Below are 20108 nucleotides of genomic sequence, written 5' to 3'. Positions count from 1 at the left end.
GGCTTAGAAGCCCAGGCCGGCGTATTTGCTCTTGAACTTGGAGACACGGCCGCCCTGGTCCATCAGGCGGGTGTTGCCGCCGGTCCAGGCAGGGTGCACGGAAGGATCGATGTCGAGCGACATGGTGTCGCCTTCCTTGCCCCAGGTGGATTTCATCTGAACCACGGTGCCGTCGGTCATCTTGACGTCGATGACGTGGTAATCGGGATGGATGTCTTTTTTCATGTCGTCCGTCCTTATGCGTCGTTGCGGGGCTTGTAGTTCGACATCTCGGCGATGCGGGCCGACTTGCCGCGGCGCGCGCGCAGGTAATACAGCTTCGAGCGGCGGACCTTGCCGCGACGCACGACGGTGATCTCGTCGATGTTGGTGGAATGCAGGGGGAACACACGCTCCACCCCTTCACCGAAGGAGATCTTGCGCACGGTGAACGACCCGGCGATGCCCGATCCGTTCTTGCGCGCGATGCAGACGCCTTCGTAATTCTGAACCCGGGTGCGGGTGCCTTCGGTCACCTTGTAACCGACGCGGACGGTGTCGCCCGCCTTGAAGTCGGGGATCGTCTTCCCCAGCGCAGCGATCTGCTCCGCTTCGATCTGTGCGATGATGTCCATATCATGCGCTCCTTTGATAGCACGGGTGTTCCCGCGACGTTTGTGCGTGCCTCAGAGCTCTTGGTCTTCGTCCGGGTCCCTGTTGTGCGCCGCACAATAAGCCCGCCAGAGGTCAGGTCTGCGTTCCTTTGTCAGCCTTTCGGCCTGCGCCCGCCGCCAGTCGGTGATCTTCGCGTGATGGCCCGACAGAAGCACTTCGGGGATCGCGCGACCGTTCCAGTCGGCAGGTTTCGTGTAATGGGGATGTTCCAGAAGCCCGTGGGAGAAGGATTCCTCCTCCACCGACGCCTGATTCCCAAGCACGCGGGGTATAAGACGGACCGTGGCATCGATCAAGGCCATTGCCGCGATCTCTCCGCCGGTCATCACGAAGTCGCCCAGGGACACCTCGATCATGTCGTGGGCCTCGATCGCGCGCTCGTCGACGCCTTCGAAACGACCGCACAGTAGCGTGACGCCGTCCGAGGCGGCGAGCTTGTGCATCAGGGCTTGCGTCATGGGGCGCCCGCGCGGGGTGAGGTAGATCAGCGGCATCCGACCGCGCGCACCGGCGCGCACATCGCGCAAGGCCCGGTCGAGGATATCGGCCCGCAGGACCATGCCCGCGCCGCCGCCCGCCGGGGTGTCGTCGACGTTGCGGTGCTTGCCCTCGCCGTATGTGCGCAGGTCGGTGACCTGAAGTTGCCAAAGCTCGTCGCGCAGCGCGCGGCCGATGAGGCTTTCGCCCAACATGCCGGGGAAAGCCTCCGGCAGAAGTGTCAGCACCTGGGCCGTCCAGAGACCTGCCAGGTCCGGCGTGTCCGTCATCAGATCGCGCGGGGTCAGGGTCGGGCGGATGGACTTGCGGCCCAGGGATCGTGGTGTGTCGCTCATGGCCCGCATCTAGCGCGATGCGGGCCGGAACGCTAGGCGATGGCGATTACACCGAAGAGGACCAGCAGGAAGAGCACCAGCACGATCACGATCAGGATCTTTGCGCCGGTCATCGCCGCACCGGAGATACGGCCGAAGCCTAGGAACGCCGCGATGGCCGCGACGACGAGGAGAATGAGGATCCATTCGATCATTGGTAAGTCCTTTCAGTAAACTTGCCGCGATAACGCGTCACGTGCCCGTGAGGTTCCACCGGGAGAGTCACACGGCGTCAGGACGATGCGCGCGGGCCGCCTCAAGCAGTGCGTCCTTGCGGGTTCTGACCTCTGCCGACGTGCCCCCGGCCCGGTTCGCGGCCAGGAACGCGGCTTCGAGTTCGGCGCCTAGGTGCACGTTGGCGCGGTCCGCGTGTGGCAGGTCAGCACGCAGGGTGGCTGGCAGCTGGACCAGGTCGAGGATTGCTGCGGCGGGGCCTTCGCGGCGGTCGGCATAGTCCTCCAGCGGGCAAAGATGCAAATCGCGCAGGTCCACGGTCAAGGCGATCCGGCGGGCCTGCTCTGCAAGATCGGGCAGATCGGGAAACCGCGCGCGGAACGTGTCGAAATCGTCGGTGAGGCGGGTCGACCGCAAAAGGTGACCGTAGACGGAGCGGATCCAAGGGTCACGCGCCCGCAGCGTGTAGAGGAAGGTGATCGCGACCTCCTCCCCGAACCGGGCGCGCAGGGCAGCGGTGATCTGGCAGGCCAGCCGCTGGGCGGTGCGCTCGTAGCTGCGGATGAGCCGGCCGGAGGAGCGGCGGTTGCCGGGCATCTCGCCCGAGAACGTCTCGCGGCTCAGCACGATGAGCGGGGCATCGGGGATACCGGCCAGGAAGGCGTCGAAGGCGCGGCGGAAGGCACGCAGACGCCACGGGTAGGGCTTGAGGGCGTATCGGCGGGCGGCGGTGCCGGCGCGCAGGAAATCGGATTTGCCGTAATAGGCAAGGTAGGGGGCCAGGGCGGCGCGGTTCTGGTGCAGGTAGTTTTGCAGGCTCGACGTTCCGGTCTTGTGAAAGCCCGGGTGGACGATGACCTGCGTCATCCGGGGAAAAGACCCTCTGGCGGGTCGGCGACGATGCGGCCAGCGGTCAGGTCGACGGTCGGAACGGCCGCCTGGGTGAAGGGCAGCAGCACGGTGTCGGACTGTCCGGGGATGGACAGTTCCAGCAGATCGCCCGCCCCGTGATCGACCACGCGCGCTACCGTGCCCAGTATCGCACCGCCAGTGTCCACCACGGTCAGGCCTTCGAGGTCCGTGTAGTAGTATTCATCATCGGGCAAGGCGGGCAGGGCATCGCGCGGGGCCAGCAGGTCCACATTCCGCAGGGCATCGGCGTCTCCCTTGGTCACGACGCCGTCGAGCCTTGCGGTGAACCCGCCACTGGTCTGGCCGGTCAGGACCATCTGCGCGAAGGACCGGCCGTCCGGTGTGGTTAGCGGCGCATAATCCGCGATGTCCTGAGGGTCGGCGCAGAAGGACTTGATCCGCACCTCGCCCTTCACGCCGAAGGATCCGCCGATGCGGCCCACGATGACGGTCTCGGTCATGGTCTGTCCTGCTGCATGATCACTCCTGTCGCTGCGCACTCTAGTCCCGCCCGCGTGCGCGTGAAAGACGAGCGGCCAAGAAAAAGGCCCGCCGCGCGTCCTGCGGGGCGGGCCATCACGGTCGCGATGCGAGGGCTTACTCCTCGGTCGCGGCCTCTTCGGCGGGGGCATTGGCGGCCTCGTCGATCGCGGCCTGCTTGGCGGCACGCTCTTCGGCGCGCGCCTTGGCGGCCTTGCCGGGCTCACCCTTCTTGAGGTTCGCGCGGTCCTTCTTGGGCAGGTGGCCGGCGGCCTCGAGCATGCGGCTCACGCGGTCGGTGGGCTCGGCGCCCTGGTCGAGCCAGTACTGCACGCGCTCCATGTCCATCTTGACGCGGTTCTCGTCGTCCTTGGCGAGCATCGGCTGGTAGGTGCCCAGCTTCTCCTTGAAGCGGCCGTCGCGCGGCATCCGGCTGTCGGCGGCGACGATGGAGTAATAGGGGCGTTTCTTGGAGCCGCCGCGGGCGAGGCGAAGTTTCATGGCCATAACGAATAGTCCTTCTTGGTCTCAGGTTTTGTGTTGTTCGTGGTGGTGGATGACTTCCTGAATGATGAAGTTCAGGAATTTCTTGGCGAACTCGGGGTCCAGGTCGGCCCGTTTCGCAAGATCGGTGAGCCGTGCGATCTGCGCCTCTTCGCGCGCGGGATCGGACGGGGGCAGGTCGTGTTCGGCCTTCAGCCGGCCCACGGCCTGGGTGTGCTTGAACCGCTCGCCCAGCGTGTAGACGAGGATCGCGTCCAGCCGGTCGATGCTGGCGCGGTGATCCTTGAGGACCTCGGCGGCGCGGGCGGTGGTGTCGTCAGTCATAGTCGTATTCCGGGCGGGGGTGACGCCAGATCTCGCAGCCGTCGTGCATCCCGTCTTCCTTGACGGCGCCCAGACGCTTGGCCAGCGCGATGGCTCGCGCGTTGTCGGGGTCGATGTAGCTGACGAGGCTGTCGTAGCTGAGCGCGTTCCAGGCGTTGTTGCGCGCGCGCGACGCGGTCTCGAAGGCGTAGCCTTCGCCCTCGGCCTCCTCGGTGAAGAGGAACCCCAGCTCCGGCTCGGGATCGCCGGTCTCATGGCCCAGCAGGACGAAGCCTAGCACGCGCTTGTCGTACTGATGCTCGACCGTCCACAGGCCCGCGCCGCGCAGGATCCAGCTTGCGGTGAGCTGGATGAAATCGTCCCAGGCGCCCTCACGCGTCAGCGGACCGGATACGTAGCGGCCGCGGTCGGACATCACGAGGTCGGCGAAGACGTCGAAGTCTTCCATGTAGGGACCGCGCATGGTGCAGCGCTCTGTCGCGATCTTGGGCAGCGACTGGCCGATGCGCTCGACCGCGACGGCGGCCTGGCCTTGCGGCGGGGTTTCCCAAGGGTGAGTGGTCACGGACGGTCCTCCGGCAGGGGGTGACGATAGACGAGGGTATCGGCCTTGGGGCCGGTGGCATCCGGGTCAAGGCGGGCACCCAACCGTTCGGCCAGGGCCACCGAGCGGTCGTTTCCCGGAGCGATGTAGCTGACGGCGGTGGTCCAGCCCAGCGTGCCGAAGGCATGATCGAGGGCGGCGCGCGCGGCCTCTGACGCGATGCCGGTGCCTTCGGCGGCGGGGTCGAGGACCATCCAGCCGATCTCTGCCTCTGGCCAGTCGGGCGGGGTCCAGGGGCCGACGAGGGCCACGGCGGTGTCGTCACCGGTGCGGGTCACGGCCCACATGCCGTAGCCGAAGATGTCCCAATGGCCGATCTCGGCGGCGAAGGCGCGCCAGATACGACCCTCGTCGCGCGTGTCGCTGATCGCCGCAGATCGGTCCGACAGCATGAAGTCCCTCCAAGCGGGCCAGTCGGCGGCGGTTGGGCGGCGCAACCTGAGGCGTCCTGTCTGCAGGGTCGTGGTCATCGTCCGGTCACGCAGACGCAGGCTGTGCCTGCAACGCCTTTTCTGGCGCGCGCGGTGGCGTTCTCGCATCCCGTGAGGGGGGTGCGGGATGCGGCGTGGGGACGCCTCCGGCGGGAGTTTATCTGGCCAGATGAATGCATGGTCACTTCTTCTTGCCGAAGCCCGACAGGCCGGGGGGCAGGGCCGCGCCACCGCCACCGAGGCCCGGCAGGCCGCCCGCGGGCATCTTGCCTTGCAGTGCCTTCGCAGCCTCCTGCATGGCGGCGGGATCGCTCATGTCGGGCATGGCGCCGCCCTTGCCCATCATCTGCTTCATCGCCTGCTTGAGCATGCCGCCCTTGCCCATCTTCTTCATCATGTCGGCCATCTGGCGGTGCTGCTTGACGAGCTTGTTCAGCTCGGACACCTCGAGGCCAGCACCCTTGGCGATGCGTTTCTTGCGGGAGGCGGCCAGCAGGTCGGGATTGGCGCGTTCCTTCTTCGTCATGGAGTTGATCAGGGCGATCTGGCGCTTGAGGATGCCGTCATCGACCCCGGCCTTGTCCATCTGGCCCTTCATCTTGTTCATGCCGGGCATCATGCCCATCATGCCTTCCATGCCGCCCATCTTGAGCATCTGCTCGAGCTGCATCTTCAGGTCGTTCATGTTGAAGCGGCCCTTCTGGAACCGTTTCATCATGCGCTCGGCCTGTTCGGCCTCCAGCGTTTCCTGCGCCTTTTCCACCAGCGCCACGATGTCGCCCATCCCGAGGATGCGGCCCGCGATGCGCTGCGGCTCGAAGGTCTCGATCGCGTCCATCTTCTCGCCCAGGCCTACGAAGCGGATGGGCTTGCCGGTGATGGCGCGCATCGAGAGCGCCGCACCGCCGCGGCCGTCGCCGTCCATCCGGGTCAGGACCACGCCGGTCACGCCGATCTTGTCGTCGAATTCCTGCGCGACGTTGACCGCATCCTGACCGGTAAGGCCGTCGACGACCAGCAACGTCTCGCGCGGGTTCGCGACGTCGCGGACCTCTGCGGCCTGTGCGATGAGCTCTGCGTCGATGTGGAGGCGTCCGGCGGTGTCGAGCATGTAGACGTCGTAACCGCCCAGGCTGGCCTGCGTCTTGGCGCGCCTGGCGATCTGGACGGGGGTCTCTCCCTTGACGATGGGCAGGGTGTCGACGCCGATCTGGCCGCCGAGGATGGCCAGCTGTTCCATCGCGGCGGGGCGGTTGGTGTCGAGCGAGGCCATCAGCACGCGCTTGCCCTCGCGGTCCTTGAGGCGCTTGGCGAGTTTCGCGGTCGTCGTCGTCTTGCCCGAGCCCTGCAGGCCGACCATCAGGATCGGTGCTGGCGGGTTGTCGATCTTGAGTTTGCCGGGATCCTCGTCGCCGGTCAGGACGTGCTGCAGCTCGTCGTGGACGATCTTGATGACCTGCTGGCCCGGGGTGACGGACTTGGTCACTGCCTGGCCCGTGGCCTTGTCCTGCACCGCCTTGACGAAATTGCGCGCCACGGGAAGCGAGACGTCCGCCTCCAGCAGGGCGATGCGGACTTCGCGCAGGGCGGTCTTGACGTCGTCCTCGGACAAGGCGCCCTGCTTGGTGAGGCGCTCGAAGACGCTGGAGAGGCGATCGGACAGATTCTCGAACATGGGCTCGTCCTGTGTGCGGTTGCGGTCCCCCTCAGATGGGAAGGCCCGCGTCAATGCGGTAGCGCCCCCGTGGGCGCAACGCGCTGACGGAGGGCGATCCCCAAGGTGGGGACCGGAAGACGATGCTTCCGGGGTTGCCGCGCGGGTTACGCGCGTGCGGCTTCGAAGTCAAGCGGGGGGCGGGTCAGGGGCCGTTGCGCGCGCGAGGAACTTCCCGATCTCCGCCACGGCGGTGTCCGCCTCCCGGGTGCGGCCCACGTTGAAGTGCCAGACGTGGGTCAGCCCTTCGGTTTCGGTCAGGGTGACGTCGACGCCCTGGCGGCGCAGCCGGTCGGCCATGAGGCGCGCGTCGTCGTAGAGCACCTCGGTCCGGTCGGTATGGATGAGGACGGGCGGCGCGCCGGTGAAGTCGCCCATGAGGGGGGAGGCGTCGGGCTGCGCGGGATCGGCGTCAGCGAGGTAGGCGTCTATCGCACGCGCCCCCCAGCGGGTCGAGACGAGCGCGTCGCGGCGGCGGTTGCCCTCGAGCGAGGGGTTGGTCAGGCGCAGGTCCGTCACGGGGCAGATGGCGGCGACGGCAGCGGGACGGACGAGCCCCTTGCGCAGGATCCGGTGCAGCAGCGCCAGCGTCAGGTTGCCGCCTGCGCTGTCGCCCGCCAGCGTGAGGGGGCCGGCTCCTGGGTCCGCGGCAAGCGCGCGCCAGGCGGCTTCGGCGTCGTCGAGGGCGGCGGGGAAGGGATGCTCGGGCGCCAGGCGGTAGTCGAGGAAGATCGCGCGCGTGCCGGAGGCCTTGCCGATCCGGGCGACGAGGTGGCGATAGCCGCGCAGGTCGCCCAGCACGAAGCCGCCGCCGTGCAGGTAGAGCGTCGTGCCGTTGGGCGTCGGGTGGCCGGTGGCGCAAACGGCCGCGGGGCGCGTGCCAAGGGTGATCTGCTCTTGCCGGAAGCCCTTTGGCGTGCGCGCCAGGATCATCGAGCTGGCCGTGAACATCCGCCGCGCAATATGGCGGTTGCGGATCAGGGCGAGGGCCGGTTTCTGTACGTTCCAGGCATAGAGGCGGAACAGGCGCTGGCGAAACGAGGTCATGGCCATAAGGTGCGCCGATGCCGAAGGAGTTCAAGCGCGGTTGCGTCCGCCTGCGATTTCGCGGACCTTGGCGATCATGGGTTGCGAGGGAACACCGCCGATGGACAGCTGGGACGAGATCCGCACCGCGTTCCACGTGGCCCGGGCCGGCACGGTCAGCGGGGCCGCCGACCGGCTGGGCGTGCACCACGCCACGGTGATCCGTCACATCGACGCGCTGGAAAGCCGCCTTGGCGTCCGCCTGTTCCAGCGCCACGCCCGTGGATACACCGCCACCGACGCAGGCCAGGACCTGTTGCGGGTAGCGCAGGCGACCGACGACCAGTTCACCCAGCTGGCCGGGCGCATCAAGGGCCTCGGCGAAGGTGTCACCGGAGAGCTGATCGTGACCTCGCTGGGGGAATTCGGTCCGTTCCTTGCCCCCATCGTCGCCGAGTTCTGCGCGCTCCATCCGGAGGTCGATGCCCAGATCCTGACCGACACGCGGGTCTTCCGCCTGGAATACGGCGAGGCGCATGTGGCGATCCGCGCCGGCAGCCGCCCGACGGAGCCCGACAACGTCGTGCAGCCGCTGACGAAGATGCGCATGGCGATGGTCGCTTCATCCGATTACGTGGCCCGGATGGGCAAGGTCGCGGACGAGGCCGACCTTGCGCGCCATGCCTTCGTCACCCATGCCGACACCGATCATCGCGCGCCTTTCTACCGCTGGCTGGCAGAACGCGCGCCCGATGCACGGCGGCCGTTCCGCTCGACCGAGACCCGTGTCCTGCGGGAGGCGATCGTCGCCGGGGCCGGGATCGGTTTCGTGTCGGAATACGAACGGGCCGGCGCGCCCGACCTGGTCGAGGTCTATCCCGCGCAGGACGCCTGGGCGGTCGATCTGTGGATCGTCACCCATGTCGACCTGCACCGGTCGAGCAAGGTGCAGGCCTTTGCGACCTTTCTTAAGGACCGGGTGAAGGAGGGGGCGTCCTGATGCCTCCACACCTGGCGGGGCACCTGGCGATGCTGGGATTCTCGGCCGCCGTGGCGGGCAGTTTCGCGCTGGGCAGCCGGGCGGCGAACTTCATCGACCCGTCGGTGATGACGGCCGCGCGGTTCTGGATCGCGGCGCTGGTCCTTCTGGCGTTGTCGTCCGTCAGCGGACAGGCCCGCAGGTCGGCGGCCCGCGCGCCTTGGCGGTACTTCGTCCTTGCCGCTTTGATGAGCTTCTACTTCGTCACCATGTTCGAAGGTCTCAAGACCGCCACGCCGGTCAGCACGGCGGCGGTCTTCACGCTGACGCCGATCCTGTCGGCGGCCTTCGGGTGGATGCTGATGCGACAACGCTTCTCGGCCCGGATGGGGCTTGCGCTGGCGCTGGGCGGCATCGGCGCGCTTTGGGTGATCTTCCGCGCGGACTGGGCGGCCTTCGCGGCCTTCGACGTCGGCCGGGGCGAGGCGATCTTCTTTGCCGGCTGCGTGGCCCACGCGGTCTACACGCCGCTGGTCGCGCGCTTCAAACGGGGGGAGGGGGTCTTTGCCTTTGCCTTCGGCACCGTGCTGGCGGGGGCGATCCTGCTGACGATCTGGGCCGCGCCCGCGATCATGGCGACGCCCTGGGGCGAGTTGCCCGCCATCGTCTGGATCACGCTGGCCTACATCTCTCTCTTCGCGTCGGCGGCGAGCTTCGCGCTGTTGCAGTTCGCGGCCACGCGCCTGCCGAGCGCCAAGGTCATGGCCTATACCTACCTCACCCCCACCTGGGTCATCGGCTGGGAGTTGGCGCTTGGCGCAGGCGGGCCGCGTCCGCTGATCCTGGTGGGCATCGGTTTGATCGTGTGCGCGCTTGTACTGCTCTTGCGCGACGAGCACGGCCCGGCGCGGGCGGTCAGTCCCGCCTAAGCTCGCGATGCAGGAATCCTTCGAAGGCATCGAGGTCCAGCGGCCCCATCATCCCGAACCCCTGCATCCAGACCGAGGCCACCCGCAGCGCATCGGGTTCCAGCTTGCACCATTTCACCCGGCCCCGCTTTTCCTGGCTGATGAGCCCCGCCGCCGTCAGCACGCCCAAGTGCTTGGAAATGGCGGCCAGCGACATCTCGAACGGCGCCGCGACATCGGTGACGGCCATGTCGTCCTCCAGCAGAAGCGTGAGGATCGCCCGCCGGGTAGGGTCGGCCAGGGCCGCGAAGGTGGTATCGAGTGAACCGCTCATGCCATTTCCTTCCCGTGCACGGGACGAAACGTCAACCGTTCGGTTGAATGACCAAAACCGTGCGCCGGTCCAGCTTGCAAGTGCGCGCCATCGGTTCGGCGGGTCTAGATGCAAGCGATTTCAACAGCTTGGACCGGTTCCGCCGCTTATTGACTCTGCGCGGACCTGTGCCTAGACCCTAGCGCGAGACAGGAAGGGTTCGATCACGTGTCAGCTCCCACTCCGCCGGATCCCGCAGAGCGCCTGAAGGCGCTGGAAGAGAAGCTGGCGGCGCGACGGGTGGCACCGAAGGTCCAGGCTCACGGCGAAAGCCACTATTCCCAGGCCCAGCTGGCCTGGCGCATGGTGATCGAGCTGGTGGCGGGGCTGGGGATCGGATTTGGCATTGGATACGGGTTGGACTCGCTCTTCGGAACGATGCCGATCTTTCTGGTGATCTTCATCTTCTTCGGCCTCGCGGCGGGCGTGAACACCATGCTGCGCTCGGCCAAGGAGATGCAGGCGAAACAAGAGGCGGCAGGTGCCGCGCAGGACGAGGACGAAGCCCGTGGCCGATGAAACCGATGTCGTAACCGAAGTTCCGTCCGTGGCCGAAAGCGTTGCCGATGGCGCGGAAGTCACGCATAGTGTGCCGTCCGGTCACACGGAAGGCGGCGGCCTCGAATTCCACCCGCTCGACCAGTTCATCGTGCGCCCGCTGTTCGGCGACGGCCCGATCCACTGGTACACCCCCACCAACGTCACCCTGTGGATGGCGATCGCCGTGCTGGCCATCGCCGCGCTCTTCGTCTTCGCGACCCGCGGCCGGGCGACGATCCCCTCGCGCTCGCAGTCCATTGCAGAGCTGATCTACGGCTTCACCTACAAAATGGTTGAGGACGTCGCAGGCAAGGACGCGCTGCGTTACTTTCCCTACATAATGACGCTTTTCGTCTTCATCCTCTTCGCCAACTTCCTCGGCCTCATCCCGATGTCGTTCTCGACCACCAGCCATATCGCGGTGACCGCGATCCTGGGCTTCGGGGTGTTCTTCGGGGTGACGATCTTGGGCTTCGTGCTGCACGGCACCAAGTTCCTCGGGCTGTTCTGGATCAAGGAAGCGCCGCTTTTCCTGCGTCCGATCATCGCCGTGATCGAGGTCATTTCCTACTTCGTCCGGCCCGTCAGCCACTCGGTGCGTCTGGCCGGGAACATCACCGCCGGTCACGCCGTGATCAAGGTGTTCGCAGGCTTCGCCGCCCTGGCCGTCATCAGCCCAGTCTCCGTGCTCGCGATCACCGCGATCTACGGGCTGGAGGTGCTTGTCGCCGGGATCCAGGCCTACGTTTTCGCAATTCTGACCTGTGTGTACCTGAAGGATGCGCTGCATCCCGCACACTGACGTCGGATATCTCAAGACCCGCAAATTCCATCTGTAAGGAGAAAAGATCATGGAAGGCGATATCGCAACTCTGGGTGCCGGCCTTGCCGGCATCGGTACCGGCCTCGCAGCACTGGGTGTCGGCAACGTGGCAGGCAACTACCTCGCCGGCGCGCTGCGCAACCCCTCGGCGGCCGCGTCGCAGACCGCGACCCTCTTCATCGGCCTGGCATTCGCCGAAGCGCTCGGGATCTTCTCGTTCCTGATCGCGCTGCTGCTGATGTTCACCTGATCCTCACGGATCGGATCTGAACCCATCCTTACGGCTGACCGGGGCGAGGATCGCCCCGGTCGGTGACGTTCCAAGATCTTTCGGGGGAGCCGATGGCGACTGAATCCACGGAAATGGCAGAAGCGGTCACGGACGCCGGCATGCCGCAGCTGAACTTCGAGACGTTCCCCAACCAGATCTTCTGGCTGATCGTCACGCTCGTGGTGATCTACCTGCTCTTGTCGCGGATCGCCTTGCCGCGCATCTCGGCCATCCTGGCCGAACGCTCTGGCACGATCTCCAACGATCTGGCCGCCGCGGAGGACCTAAAGAACAAGGCCCACGAAGCGGAAGCCGCCTACGACAAGGCGCTGGCCGACGCACGGGCCGAAAGCAACCGCATCGGCGACGCGGCCCGGGCCGATGCGCAGAAGGACCTCGACGCGGCCATCGCGAAGGCGGACGAACAGATCGCCGCCCAGACCGCGGAAGCCGAGGCCGCCATCGCCGAGATCCGCGCCAACGCCACCGACAACGTGGCCGAGGTCGCCCGCGACGTCGCACGCGCGCTGGTCAATGCCGTGGGTGTCGAGGCCTCCGATGACGCGGTCGATGCGGCCGTCAACGACCGGATGAAAGGCTGACATCATGCGCTACTTGCTGATCCCCCTCTTCGCCTTGACCGCCAGCCCCGCGCTGGCCGCGGGCGACGTGTTCTTCTCGCTCGCCAACACCGACTTTGTCGTGCTGCTGGCCTTCCTGCTGTTCATCGGCATCCTCGTCTACTTCAAGGCACCGAGCCAGGCCGCCCGGATGCTGGACAAGCGGGCCGAGGGCATCCAGTCCGACCTCGACGAGGCGCGGGCCCTGCGCGAGGAGGCCCAGACGCTTTTGGCCTCCTACGAGCGCAAGCAGAAGGAAGTGCAGGAACAGGCCGATCGCATCGTCGAGAACGCGCGCGCCGACGCCCAACGTTCCGCCGAGACCGCCAAGGCCGAGATCGAGCGCAGCATCGACCGTCGTCTCTCCGGCGCGGAAGAGCAGCTGGCCGCCGCCCGCGCCGAGGCGATCCGCGACGTGCGGGACCGGGCGATCATGGTCGCCACCGCCGCCGCGAAAGAAGTCGTGGCCAACAACATCGACGGTCGCCGCGCCGATGCGCTGATCGACGAATCGATCGAGACTGTCAAAGCCAAGATGCACTAGGCCAAGTCGAGACCCGAGAAACGAAAAGGCCCGAAGCGCTTGCTTCGGGCCTTTTCGCATTCCATGGGGTCCGATCAGTTCGGGGTGATCACGACCTCGACCCGGCGGTTCTGCTGACGGCCTTCTGGCGTCAGGTTGGTCGCGACCGGCTGGCTCTCGCCCTGGCCGATGGCGCGGATCCGACCGGCGGAGACGCCGTTGCTGATCAGCACCTGCGACACTGCGGTCGCGCGCCGCTGCGACAGGTCCTGGTTGTAGGCCGCGGCCCCCGTATCGTCGGTATGCCCGATGACGTTCACGGTCGAGTTCGGGTAGGACTGCAGGTTGGTGGCCAGCGCGCTCAGGTTGTTGCGCGACGCGGCGGAGACCTGGGTGCTGTCGGTGGCGAAAAGCACGTCCTGCGGCAGGGTCACGGTCAGGCTGCTACCGTCGTTGACGATGCCCACGCCGTTGCCCAGCGAGTTGCGCAGTTCCTGTTCCTGGCGGTCGAGGACGTTGCCGATGGCCGCACCACCCGCAGCGCCGATGGCGCCGCCGAGCAGCGCGCGCTGGCGACGCTCGGTCGCGTCGTCACCGGACGCGAGGCCGGCCAGAACGCCGGCACCCGCGCCGATCAGCGCGCCGTTGCGGGCCTGCTGGTTGTCGTTCGGCCCGCCGGTGTTGGCGCAGGCGGTGGCCAGCAGCAGCGCCGCGGTGGCGGCGGACATGTTCAGTTTCGAAATCATCATGGTTCAGATCCTTTCCGAGGTCGATTCTCCGACCTCTCATGACCGGGATATGGCGCAATTTGTCACGCTATCAAATAGCGGGCTGCAAGGTATCGTCTTGCGCATCGAATCTGGCCCCCTCGCGGGCGAGGATCGCGCGCTTCACCGGCAGGCCCCAATGGTAACCACCCAGGGCACCGGACTTGCGCAGGGCCCGGTGGCAGGGGATCAGCAGGCTGACCGGGTTGCGCCCGACTGCAGTGCCGACGGCGCGTACGGCCCTGGGGTGGCCGATCGCCCCGGCCAGTTCGGAATAGGTGGTGACGGTGCCTTCGGGGATCCGCATGAGCGCCTCCCAGACCTTGATCTGGAAAGGGGCGCCGATCATGTGCAGCGCGACCTCTCCACGCGCGTCCAGGGCCGCGCGGGTCCAGTCCTCGATCGCCGCGGGATCCTCGGTAAAGCGTGCGGCAGGCCAGCGGGCGGTCAGGTCGGCCATCGCCGCCTCGGCCGTGGTTTCGGCCGCGAAGGCCAGCCCGCAGAGGCCCCGGTCGGTCGCCATGGACAAGGTGGGACCGTAGACGCTGTCGAACCAGCCCCACCGGATCGTGACGCCTTTCCCTTCGGCTGCGAACTGGCCGGGGGTCATCGCCTCCCACCGCACGAAGAGGTCGTGCAGGCGGCCCGATCCGGACAGCCCAACCTCCTGTGCGGTGTCCAGCGTGGTGAACCGGTCGCGCAGCAGGTGGCGGGCGTGGTCGAGCGCCAGGTACTGGTGGTAGCGTTTGGGCGAAACCCCGACCCAGGCCGAGAAGAGGCGCTGGAAATGCGCCGGACTCATGCCGAGCCGCGCGGCGATCTGCGGCAGGGTGAGCGGAGCGCCAGCGTGGGCGTCGATCTCGGCGATGGCGCGGGCCATGACGGCGTAGTGGTAGCTGTGTTCCATGATGTCCAACCTACGCCGCGTCGTGCCCGCTCGCGACCCGGAACTTGCGCAACCGTCTGCGGCAGGCGATGAAGCGGGCATGACCCGGCAACTCGACTATCCCACGATCCGCGAGATCTTCCGCCGCTTTGACGCGGCGAACCCCGAACCGAAGGGTGAGCTGGAGCATACCAATGCCTTCACGCTGGTGGTGGCGGTGGCGTTGTCGGCGCAGGCCACCGACAAGGGGGTCAACAAGGCAACCCGCGGCCTGTTCGGCGTCGCCGAGACGCCGCAGGCGATGCTGGACCTGGGAGAGGAGGGCGTCACAGAGCATATCAAGACCATCGGCCTTTACCGCCAGAAGGCGCGCAACGTGATCAAGCTGTCGCGCATCCTCGTCGAAGACTACGGCGGCGAGGTCCCGAACTCCCGCGCGGCGCTGCAATCGCTGCCGGGCGTGGGGCGCAAGACCGCGAACGTGGTGCTGAACATGTGGTGGCAGCACCCCGCACAGGCGGTCGACACCCATATCTTCCGCGTGGGCAACCGGACGGGCATCGCGCCCGGCAAGGACGTCGATGCGGTCGAACGGCGGATCGAGGATCATGTCCCCGCCGATTACCAGCACCACGCGCATCACTGGCTGATCCTGCACGGGCGGTACATCTGCGTCGCGCGCAAACCGAAGTGCGGTGCCTGCCTGATCCGCGACCTGTGCCTCTACCCGGACAAGACGGAGCCGGCCTGACCCGCCGTCGTCCGCGCCCACCCGCCGCTGATGGCGCGCCGTTTCACAGTGAACAGGACGTGAATTCAACGGCCGCTGCGCGGCCGTGCCTCCGGCGGAAGTATTTTCATCCAAAGAAGCCCGGGTGAGCACGCCGCCACCGACGCTGTCGCCAGGCGCAGGCCGAGTGACGGCGGGCTTCTTCGGATACGGTCATCGGCGCTTCCGCCTGTCCCGCAAGCTCAGACTGCCGCGCTCTGATTAACAAATGGTAAAGCGGCTTCTTTGGATCGCAAATACTTCGGGGGAGGGCTGCGAAGCAGACCGGGGGCAGAGCCCCCTAGTCGCCCAGTTTCGCGTGCACCTCGTTCAGGTCGATCTCCCGGACCGGCATCTTGTTGTCGGGGTCGTCGAAGTCGTAGCCGAAGAGCTGGAAGTCCTTCTTGTAGACCTCCATCATCAGGTGCATCGACAGATCGTCGAAGTATTCCGACACCTTGTGGGCGCGCTTGGGCCCGTGACCTTCGCTTTCGTTGAAACGGGGGATCGTCTGAAGATCCAGCGGGTAGGGCGTTTCAACCGCATCCAGGACCTGCGACATGCCGTCGTTGAACTGCTCGGTCCAGAAGATCTTGTCGTAGCGCCCACCGTTCTGGACGAAGGTGCCGATGTGGCCCGACATGGCGGACCAGTGGATGTCGGGGTCCATCGGCTTGCGCCAGCGGATCGTGTCACGCGCGAACAGAAGGAAGCGACGGAAGCTCTTGACCTGGTCGAACTCGAACCCGGTCTCGGGCGACCCCACCTCGATCCCGTATTTCTGGATCAGGAGCGGGACGAGGTTGCCGCGGTAGCGCCGACCGTTGCGCTGGATGCCGCAGATCTTGTCGAAGAAGGACGACAAGATCCGGGTGTAGGGATTGCGCACACAGGTGAAGGCATAGGTGTCGCCGGATCTCACTTTGCGGGTGATCGGGGCCTGGCTGTGGTCCATTGCCCATTTGTGCAAACCGTCCTGGGCGTCGTGGATGTCGCCGTCGAAGAAGGTTCCGTGGTCGGAGTAGTACATGATCTGACCGATCGAGGAGCAGGCGCACTTGGGGACCACGCGGTAGACCATGCTTTCGCTGGTCGTCATCCAGGTGCCGGGAAATCCCATGAACGTCGTCCTTTTCCAACTGCGGTGGCCACGGGCGCACCGGGCCTGCCCGTTCTAATCGAGCGGTATGGTCAAAGAAAGACTGTAACCTGTCGACCGGACCTTGCTATGAGGTTGTTCTACAACATACCGTTTTTCTGGGATATCCCTGCCCGACATGGCCACCATCGCCTTCATCCTTCTGTGTCACAAGGATCCCGACGCGATCATCCAGCAGGCCCGGCAATTGACGGCGGTGGGCGACTGCATCTCGATCCATTTCGACGCGCGCGCGCCGCGCGCGTCCTACGACCAGATCGTCTCGGCCCTGGCGGGCAACCGCAACGTCACATTCGCCAAGCGCCGGGTCAAATGCGGCTGGGGAGAATGGAGCCTCGTGGATGCCACGCTGGCGGCGGTCGAGGCGGCGGTCGAGGCCTTCGCCGAGGTGACGCATTTCTACATGGTCTCCGGCGATTGCCTGGCGATCAAGTCGGCGCAATTCACGCATGCGTTTCTCGACCGGAAGGACTGCGACTACATCGAGAGTTTCGATTTCTTCACCAGCGACTGGATCAGGACGGGCTTCAAGGAAGAACGCCTGATCTATCGTCACTGGTTCAACGAACGCACCCAGAAGCGCCGCTTCTACTGGAGTTTCTGGGCCCAGCGCAGGTTGGGGCTGACCCGCGCGGTACCGGCCGATCTGCAGGTGATGATCGGCAGCCAGTGGTGGTGCCTGCGCCGCGAGACAATCGAGGCGATCCTGGAATTCATCCAGGAGCGGCCCGACGTGGTCCGCTTCTTCCGCACGACCTGGATTCCGGACGAGACCTTCTTCCAGACCCTCGTGCGCCATCTCGTTCCCCGGGACCAGATCGAGACGCGCACGCTGACGTTCCTGATGTTCTCGGATTACGGAATGCCGATCACCTTCTACAACGACCACTACGACCTGCTGATCAGCCAAGACGCTCTCTTTGCCCGCAAGATCAGCCCCGAGGCGAGCGTGCTGAAGGAACGCCTTGGCGCGCTATACGCCTCCGACCAGACGGAGTTCCAGATCTCGAACGAGGGGCGCAACCTGTTTCGGTTCCTGACCGGACGGGGACGGATCGGGCGGCGCTTCGCGGATCGCTTCTGGGAGACGGAAAGCACGCTGGGCCGCCACCGCGAGCTTCTCATCGTGGCTTGCAAGAAATGGCACGTGGCCAAGCGCCTGCTGGAGGCGATCGAGACGCAGACCGATATTCCGACGGTGGCGTATCTCTTCAACGAGGAGAACACGGTGCTTCCCGATCTGGGCGGGATCCAGGCATCGCTGGAAAAGCGGACCCGGCACAGGCGCGCCTTGATGCGGATGCTTTTCGAGTATTTCGCAAGCGATCGTTTGGTCATCTGCCTCGACACCGCGATGCTGGACCTGATGGAGGATTTCTTCTCGGACCGCTCGACCGTTCGCCTGCTCGAGATCGAATGCGAGTTCTCGGACGAGTACCTGGCCGGACACGCCAGGCGCGTGGGGCTGGCCGGCGAACGGACGTCGCAGGCTGCCCTGCGGCAGCTCTTGCCGACGATCCGCCAGGACGTGTTGTTCGAGAGCGACCGCATCCGGGACGCGGAGTTCGAGAACCACGAGCGTCTCGACGAGCGCGCCTCGGTCGAGGAAAATGCCCGGGCGCTCCGCCGCTTTTTGCTGGTGGACGACGATACGGCGCGTAGTCTGGCCGAAACCCCGCATCTTTTCGTGGACTAAGGACCGACCGATGGAATTCGCCTACGACGACCAGAACATCTTCGCCAAGATCCTGCGGGGGGAGATCCCCAACAAGACCGTCTTCGAGAACGCCCATGCGCTGGCCTTCGAGGATATCGAGCCGCAGGCGCCCGTGCACGTGCTGGTCATCCCCAAGGGGTCTTACGTGAGCCTCGATCACTTCGCCCGCGATGCCTCTCCCGAAGAGCAGGCGGGCTTCATGCAGGCCGTGGCGGAGGTATGCCGGATCACGCAGGTGGATGACGGATTCCGTGCCATCTCGAACGCGCGCACCCATGGGGTGCAGGACGTGCCGCATTTCCACATGCACATCATCGGTGGCACGCAGCTGGGGCGGATGCTGCAGAAGTGACGCCGGGCGGCGCCGTTCACGCGGCGGCGAGAGGGAACCCCGCCCGCTGCCCCGTCACCGCGCCGAGGTGAGCGACAGGAACACATCCTCGAGGTCGGGCTGCTCGGAGGTCACGTCGCGGATCGTGATGCCTGCGTTGCGCACCGTTTCGATGATCTGGCCCGCGGGAATCTTGCTGGACTGGTAGGTGAAGGCAAGCGTGCCGTTGGCGCGCTTCTCTCCGGTCACCTCGCCGGGCAGGGCGGGCAGGTCCGGATGCGCGGCGTCCGGCGTGATCACCAGCGTCTTCTGGTCCAGCGTGCCGAGCAGGTTCGCCGTGGTGTCACGGACGATCATCTCACCGTGGTTGATGATGGCGATCTCGTCGCACATCGCCTCGGCCTCTTCGAGGTAATGGGTCGTCAGGATGATCGTCATGCCGCGATCGTTGAGCTCGCGCACGTTGCGCCACAGCTGGTTGCGCAGCTCGATGTCGACGCCCGCGGTGGGTTCGTCCAGCACGAGGATCTGCGGATCGTGGACCAGCGCCTTGCCCAGCAGCAGCCGCCGCCGCATCCCGCCCGAGAGCGAGCGGGCGTAGGCGTCTCCCTTGTCGGCGAGACCGATCGTCTCGAGGATCTCCTCGGTGCGACGCTGGGCGCGCGGCACGCCGTAAAGCCCTGCCTGCACGTCGAGAGAGCCGCGCGGGGTGAAGAACGGGTCGAGGTTCGGCTCCTGCGGCATGATCCCGATGGAGGCGCGGCTTTGTCGCGGGTTCACGTCCTGGTCGAACCCCCAGATCTTCACGCTGCCCGCCGACTTCACCACGAGACCGGCGAGAATGTTGATCAGGGTCGACTTGCCCGCGCCGTTCGGGCCTAGCAGGCCGAAGATCGAGCCGCGCGGAATCGTGAGGTCGATGCCCTTCAGGGCCTCTTTCGCGGGCGAGCGGCCGGTGGCGGCGTAGGTCTTCGTCAGCCCGGCGATTTCGATGGCATTGTCGGTCATGGGTCTTTCGCGTCTCGCTGGGCTGGGCTAGTCTGGCGTCCGATCCCGGCGGGCGTGACCCGCGGCAACGAACAGGCCTATCCCATGACACGTCCCGCACCGGAAACCAAGATCGTCGACCAGTGGCGCATCTCCTGCGACGGCAGCGGTCCGGGCCTGGGCCACCCCCGCGTCTGGCTGGCGATCCCGCACGACACCGGCTTCGTCGAATGCGGCTATTGCGACGCGCGGTTCATCCACGAATCGTTCAAGGACAAGCTGGCCTGAGAGATCAGGATTTCTTCCTCGGGCGAGCAGGGCAGTTCGGCGCTGACCCCGCCTTCGGGCGTGAGGAACCGCAGCACCTGCGCACCGCTCCAGGCGCGGATGTCGCGGCCCGTGCTGTCGGCGCCGTCGCCGATGACCGTGCCGGTCTCGTTGTCGATCGTACGGTAGGTCACGCCAAGCTCCGTCCCGTCGGTGCAGGCCAGGCGCGCCGTGCCGATCCCGTCGCCGCGGCTGCTGTCCCAGGTGCCGTCGCAGGCGATGCCGTCCGATAGGCGGCCCGCCACGGTCCCGCGATCCCATCCCCGCGCTTTCCCGTCGAAGTAGAGGCCGTCATCGCCGACGCAGGCCAGGGTGCGGACGCAGTTGGCGGTGTCATAGGGAATATTCTCGCAGGCGTCCTGCGCGGCAATCGGTCCCGCGCAAACGCCAAAGGCGACTGGCAGCAGACGGCGGAACATGGCAGAACCTTCGC

General features: G+C 66.3%; 29 protein-coding genes. 11 read left to right on the top strand and 18 right to left on the bottom strand.

Annotation, left to right across the window (positions count from 1 at the left end; translation table 11 throughout):
• Window positions 1–3: 3 nt before the first annotated feature.
• The 12 genes from rpmE to EU805_RS01030 all read right to left on the bottom strand — a co-directional run bounded on the left by rpmE (window position 4) and on the right by EU805_RS01030 (window position 7722).
• Window positions 4–225 carry a 50S ribosomal protein L31 gene (gene rpmE / locus EU805_RS01085; protein WP_129762097.1) on the bottom strand — a complete coding sequence of 74 codons (222 nt, stop codon included), beginning with the start codon at window positions 223–225 and terminating at the stop codon, window positions 4–6.
• Between the two features lie 11 nt (window positions 226–236).
• On the bottom strand, window positions 237–614 hold the full coding sequence (gene rplS / locus EU805_RS01080) for a 50S ribosomal protein L19 (protein ID WP_129762096.1): 378 nt from the start codon (window positions 612–614) through the stop codon (window positions 237–239).
• Window positions 615–665: 51 nt separating this feature from the next.
• On the bottom strand, window positions 666–1487 hold the full coding sequence (gene trmD / locus EU805_RS01075; protein WP_129762095.1) for a tRNA (guanosine(37)-N1)-methyltransferase TrmD: 822 nt from the start codon (window positions 1485–1487) through the stop codon (window positions 666–668).
• Between the two features lie 32 nt (window positions 1488–1519).
• Window positions 1520–1681 carry a DUF1328 family protein gene (locus EU805_RS01070; RefSeq protein WP_129762094.1) on the bottom strand — a complete coding sequence of 54 codons (162 nt, stop codon included), beginning with the start codon at window positions 1679–1681 and terminating at the stop codon, window positions 1520–1522.
• Window positions 1682–1748: 67 nt separating this feature from the next.
• Window positions 1749–2567, bottom strand: coding sequence for a hypothetical protein (locus EU805_RS01065; RefSeq protein WP_129762093.1), 819 nt, complete (start codon window positions 2565–2567; stop codon window positions 1749–1751).
• A complete protein-coding gene (gene rimM / locus EU805_RS01060; protein WP_129762092.1) occupies window positions 2564–3073 on the bottom strand; it encodes a ribosome maturation factor RimM in 510 nt (169 codons plus the stop codon). The genes EU805_RS01065 and rimM overlap by 4 nt, the downstream gene beginning before the upstream one ends.
• 136 nt (window positions 3074–3209) lie before the next feature.
• Window positions 3210–3599 (bottom strand): 30S ribosomal protein S16, encoded by a 390-nt coding sequence (gene rpsP / locus EU805_RS01055; RefSeq protein WP_207208048.1) that lies wholly within the window; start codon window positions 3597–3599, stop codon window positions 3210–3212.
• Window positions 3600–3620: 21 nt separating this feature from the next.
• The gene (locus EU805_RS01050; protein WP_129762091.1) at window positions 3621–3920 is read right to left on the bottom strand and encodes a chorismate mutase; all 300 of its coding nucleotides are present in this window, start codon (window positions 3918–3920) and stop codon (window positions 3621–3623) included.
• A complete protein-coding gene (locus tag EU805_RS01045; protein WP_129762090.1) occupies window positions 3913–4485 on the bottom strand; it encodes a GNAT family N-acetyltransferase in 573 nt (190 codons plus the stop codon). Before EU805_RS01045 ends, EU805_RS01050 begins: the two co-directional genes overlap by 8 nt.
• Window positions 4482–4994, bottom strand: a complete 513-nt coding sequence (locus EU805_RS01040) for a GNAT family N-acetyltransferase (RefSeq protein WP_129762089.1) — start codon at window positions 4992–4994, stop codon at window positions 4482–4484. The genes EU805_RS01045 and EU805_RS01040 overlap by 4 nt, the downstream gene beginning before the upstream one ends.
• Before the next feature lie 142 nt (window positions 4995–5136).
• Complete coding sequence (ffh, locus tag EU805_RS01035) at window positions 5137–6630, bottom strand: signal recognition particle protein (protein WP_129762088.1); 1494 nt, start codon at window positions 6628–6630, stop codon at window positions 5137–5139.
• Window positions 6631–6798: 168 nt separating this feature from the next.
• On the bottom strand, window positions 6799–7722 hold the full coding sequence (locus EU805_RS01030) for an alpha/beta hydrolase (RefSeq protein ID WP_129762087.1): 924 nt from the start codon (window positions 7720–7722) through the stop codon (window positions 6799–6801).
• Between the two features lie 94 nt (window positions 7723–7816).
• On the opposite strand from EU805_RS01030, the gene EU805_RS01025 reads away from it, so the two are divergent.
• Both EU805_RS01025 and EU805_RS01020 read left to right on the top strand, forming a co-directional pair.
• A complete protein-coding gene (locus tag EU805_RS01025; RefSeq protein ID WP_129762086.1) occupies window positions 7817–8695 on the top strand; it encodes a LysR family transcriptional regulator in 879 nt (292 codons plus the stop codon).
• Window positions 8695–9603, top strand: coding sequence for a DMT family transporter (locus tag EU805_RS01020; RefSeq protein WP_129762085.1), 909 nt, complete (start codon window positions 8695–8697; stop codon window positions 9601–9603). The genes EU805_RS01025 and EU805_RS01020 overlap by 1 nt, the downstream gene beginning before the upstream one ends.
• Here the strand turns inward: EU805_RS01020 and EU805_RS01015 are convergent.
• On the bottom strand, window positions 9590–9916 hold the full coding sequence (locus EU805_RS01015) for a metalloregulator ArsR/SmtB family transcription factor (protein ID WP_129762084.1): 327 nt from the start codon (window positions 9914–9916) through the stop codon (window positions 9590–9592). The genes EU805_RS01020 and EU805_RS01015 overlap by 14 nt on opposite strands.
• A 207-nt stretch (window positions 9917–10123) precedes the next feature.
• Here EU805_RS01015 and EU805_RS01010 point away from each other — a divergent pair, with 207 nt between their 5' ends.
• The 5 genes from EU805_RS01010 (at window position 10124) to EU805_RS00990 (ending at window position 12753) form a co-directional block, all read left to right on the top strand.
• Window positions 10124–10474: an AtpZ/AtpI family protein gene (locus EU805_RS01010; protein ID WP_129762083.1), complete on the top strand. Its 351-nt coding sequence runs from the start codon at window positions 10124–10126 to the stop codon at window positions 10472–10474.
• 70 nt (window positions 10475–10544) lie between these two features.
• Window positions 10545–11297 (top strand): F0F1 ATP synthase subunit A, encoded by a 753-nt coding sequence (locus tag EU805_RS01005; protein WP_129762699.1) that lies wholly within the window; start codon window positions 10545–10547, stop codon window positions 11295–11297.
• A gap of 49 nt (window positions 11298–11346) precedes the next feature.
• Window positions 11347–11568 carry a F0F1 ATP synthase subunit C gene (locus EU805_RS01000; RefSeq protein ID WP_129762082.1) on the top strand — a complete coding sequence of 74 codons (222 nt, stop codon included), beginning with the start codon at window positions 11347–11349 and terminating at the stop codon, window positions 11566–11568.
• Between the two features lie 92 nt (window positions 11569–11660).
• A complete protein-coding gene (locus EU805_RS00995) occupies window positions 11661–12191 on the top strand; it encodes a F0F1 ATP synthase subunit B' (protein WP_129762081.1) in 531 nt (176 codons plus the stop codon).
• Between the two features lie 4 nt (window positions 12192–12195).
• On the top strand, window positions 12196–12753 hold the full coding sequence (locus EU805_RS00990; RefSeq protein WP_207208047.1) for a F0F1 ATP synthase subunit B: 558 nt from the start codon (window positions 12196–12198) through the stop codon (window positions 12751–12753).
• A 74-nt stretch (window positions 12754–12827) separates the two neighbouring features.
• Here EU805_RS00990 and EU805_RS00985 read toward each other — a convergent pair whose 3' ends face one another.
• Together EU805_RS00985 and EU805_RS00980 are read right to left on the bottom strand one after the other, a co-directional pair.
• Entirely contained in the window at window positions 12828–13481 is a 654-nt protein-coding gene (locus tag EU805_RS00985; protein WP_129762079.1) for an OmpA family protein, read from the bottom strand.
• A gap of 70 nt (window positions 13482–13551) precedes the next feature.
• Window positions 13552–14406 (bottom strand): bifunctional helix-turn-helix domain-containing protein/methylated-DNA--[protein]-cysteine S-methyltransferase, encoded by an 855-nt coding sequence (locus EU805_RS00980; protein ID WP_129762078.1) that lies wholly within the window; start codon window positions 14404–14406, stop codon window positions 13552–13554.
• A gap of 79 nt (window positions 14407–14485) precedes the next feature.
• Here EU805_RS00980 and nth point away from each other — a divergent pair, with 79 nt between their 5' ends.
• A complete protein-coding gene (gene nth / locus EU805_RS00975; RefSeq protein WP_129762077.1) occupies window positions 14486–15136 on the top strand; it encodes an endonuclease III in 651 nt (216 codons plus the stop codon).
• A 319-nt stretch (window positions 15137–15455) separates the two neighbouring features.
• On the opposite strand, the gene EU805_RS00970 is transcribed toward nth, so the two are convergent.
• The gene (locus EU805_RS00970; RefSeq protein WP_129762076.1) at window positions 15456–16274 is read right to left on the bottom strand and encodes a sulfotransferase family protein; all 819 of its coding nucleotides are present in this window, start codon (window positions 16272–16274) and stop codon (window positions 15456–15458) included.
• Window positions 16275–16431: 157 nt separating this feature from the next.
• Between EU805_RS00970 and EU805_RS00965 the strand changes: the two genes are divergently transcribed.
• Together EU805_RS00965 and EU805_RS00960 are read left to right on the top strand one after the other, a co-directional pair.
• Window positions 16432–18009: a DUF5928 domain-containing protein gene (locus tag EU805_RS00965; protein ID WP_129762075.1), complete on the top strand. Its 1578-nt coding sequence runs from the start codon at window positions 16432–16434 to the stop codon at window positions 18007–18009.
• A gap of 10 nt (window positions 18010–18019) precedes the next feature.
• Entirely contained in the window at window positions 18020–18382 is a 363-nt protein-coding gene (locus tag EU805_RS00960; RefSeq protein ID WP_129762074.1) for an HIT domain-containing protein, read from the top strand.
• A 54-nt stretch (window positions 18383–18436) separates the two neighbouring features.
• Here the strand turns inward: EU805_RS00960 and EU805_RS00955 are convergent, their stop codons facing one another.
• Window positions 18437–19369 carry an ABC transporter ATP-binding protein gene (locus tag EU805_RS00955; protein WP_129762073.1) on the bottom strand — a complete coding sequence of 311 codons (933 nt, stop codon included), beginning with the start codon at window positions 19367–19369 and terminating at the stop codon, window positions 18437–18439.
• Between the two features lie 84 nt (window positions 19370–19453).
• Between EU805_RS00955 and EU805_RS00950 the strand changes: the two genes are divergently transcribed.
• A complete protein-coding gene (locus EU805_RS00950) occupies window positions 19454–19636 on the top strand; it encodes a zinc-finger domain-containing protein (RefSeq protein WP_129762072.1) in 183 nt (60 codons plus the stop codon).
• Here the strand turns inward: EU805_RS00950 and EU805_RS00945 are convergent.
• Window positions 19585–20094: a hypothetical protein gene (locus tag EU805_RS00945; RefSeq protein ID WP_129762071.1), complete on the bottom strand. Its 510-nt coding sequence runs from the start codon at window positions 20092–20094 to the stop codon at window positions 19585–19587. The two genes, EU805_RS00950 and EU805_RS00945, sit on opposite strands and share 52 nt — an antisense overlap.
• Window positions 20095–20108 lie beyond the last annotated feature (14 nt).

Origin of the sequence: Salipiger sp. IMCC34102 (assembly GCF_004145405.1) — a bacterium.
Taxonomy (GTDB): domain Bacteria; phylum Pseudomonadota; class Alphaproteobacteria; order Rhodobacterales; family Rhodobacteraceae; genus Loktanella.
This window is presented reverse-complemented; position numbering and strand designations above follow the sequence as displayed.